General features: G+C 70.6%; 2 protein-coding genes. One reads left to right on the top strand and one right to left on the bottom strand.

Features of this window, described 5'->3' with window-relative positions:
• Window positions 1-1,023: NAD(P)/FAD-dependent oxidoreductase (locus A3IG_RS0103380; RefSeq protein WP_018382140.1), on the bottom strand; the 1,023-nt coding region annotated here is incomplete at its 3' end.
• A gap of 273 nt (window positions 1,024-1,296) precedes the next feature.
• Between A3IG_RS0103380 and A3IG_RS0103375 the strand changes: the two genes are divergently transcribed.
• Window positions 1,297-2,016 (top strand): hypothetical protein (locus tag A3IG_RS0103375; RefSeq protein WP_018382139.1); only part of this gene is annotated, 720 nt, incomplete at its 3' end.

Genomic DNA, 2,016 nt, shown 5'->3' with positions numbered 1-2,016 from the left:
GCCGTCGGCCTGGGTGAACTGGGTGACCGCGTCACGGCGCCCCAGGCTGAGGGACTGGTGGAAGTAGCCGAAGCGGAACGGCTCGGGCTCCTCGCCCCGCAGGGCGCGGGCGATCTCGTCGGCGGTGTGGGCGGCGGTGGGCATCCCGCTCTGGCAGGTGCCGTGGAGCTGGCCCCAGGGTTGGCGGACGGCGGCGGCGTCGCCGACCGCGTGGACGTCGGGGTGGGACACCGACCTGAGGGTCGAGTCGACGACGAGGCGACCGCGGTCATCGACCGCGATGCCGGAGTCCGCGGCCAGCGGAGCCGCCACCACTCCGGCGGTCCACAGGCAGGCGTCCGAGGCGACGACCTCACCGCCCAGGAGCTCGACGGCGTCGGGCCGCACCGTGGCCACGGGGGAACCGGTCCGGACCGTGACACCAAGGCGGTCGAGCGCGGCGTCCAGGTGGGCGCGCGCCTTCGCGCCCAGGTCCGCCCCCGGCAGGCCGTTCGTGACCAGGGTGACGCGCAGCCCGGGGTGGCACTCGGCCACCTCGGCAGCCGCCTCCACCCCGGTCGGCCCGCCGCCGCACACGGTGACGGCGCCACCGTCCGCCTCCATCTCGTCCAGCCGCGCGGCGAACACCATGGCGGCCCCCGTGGAGTCGAGGGTGTGGGCGTGGCGGTCGGCACCGGGGACGGCGGCGGTGTCGGTGGTGGCCCCGAGCGCGTACACCAGGGTGTCGTACCCCAGCACGTCGGCGTGGTCGATCTCGACGGTGTGCCGGTCGGGGTGGATCGCGGTGGCCCGGCCCTGCCGGAACGCCACGCCGGTCCCGGCCAGCAGGTCGGGGACACGGTGGCCGGGCAGTTCCTGCCCGGCCGCGATCTGGTGCAGCCGCAGTCGTTCGGTGAACCAGACGGACGGGTTGACCACGGTGATGCGCACGCTGTCACGGCGGGTGCGGTGGGCGAGGCGGATGGCGCACAACATGCCGGTGTAGCCGGCTCCGAGGACGACGACGCGGTGGGCATTGGTCATGTCGGACTCCCAGACGTTCGGGCGGTGTCGGTCGTGGTGACGTCCATGGGACAGACGACCCCTCCGACCCGTGACACCCCCCGGCGTGATTCAGGTCACACGCTGGGGAGGGGCGGCCACCCCGGGCCCCGGCCACCGGGCTCGTTCGAACACGCCCGCAGCGATCAGATAAGAAACCGGAGAAACGGTTCATCTAGGCCGTTTTCACTTGAATGGGGTATCTATCTTGAGATAACTGGATGTACCAATCAGAACACCCCTAACGTTCCGATCATGGTCACTTCGCACCACGAGGCAGCGCACCGGATCTTCCAGGACCGTCCGGAGCTGCTCACCCCGGTGTTCCGGCTCCTCGGCGTGCCGCTGCCCGAGCTGGCCGCCATCGAGGTCCTCACCACTGACGTCACCGAGATCCGGCCACTGGAGCGGCGCGTGGACAGCGTGCTGCGGATCAAGCCGACCAGGGGCGAGGACTTCCTCCTGGTCATCGAGGCACAGGGACGCCCCGATCGGGCCAAGGCGCTGAGTTGGGCTTACTATTTGTCCTACCTGAAGGCGAAGTACACCTGCCCCGCGCTGCTGCTGGTGGTCTGCCAGGACAAGGCCACCGCTGCCTGGGCCGCCGGCCCCTTCAGGCTCGGTCCCCAAGGCTGGACCGCGCTCTCGGTCCACCCCCTGGTCCTGGGCCCGGAGAACGTCCCGTTGATCATCGACCCGGAGGAGGCCGCCCGGGACCTGACCATGGCCGCCTTCTCGGCCATGACACACAGCCGTGACCAGGATGCCCCGGCCATACTGGAAGCGCTGGCGGAAGCTCTCGGGACGGCCGACCCGGCGTCGGTCTCGTACTACTCGGAACTACTGGAGATCGGCCTGGGGGAGACCCAGGCACGGGAAACCTGGAGGAAACTGATGCACGTGGGTAGCTTCTTCCCCGGCCGCGGCACCCTCGTCGAGGAGAAGTTCCTGGAAGGCAAGGCCGAGGGCAAAGCG

The sequence above is a fragment of the Wenjunlia vitaminophila DSM 41686 genome, from assembly GCF_000380165.1.
In the GTDB taxonomy this organism is placed as follows: domain Bacteria; phylum Actinomycetota; class Actinomycetes; order Streptomycetales; family Streptomycetaceae; genus Wenjunlia; species Wenjunlia vitaminophila.
The sequence above is the reverse complement of the archived record's forward strand: the minus strand, read 5'-3'. Positions and strand labels throughout refer to the sequence as shown.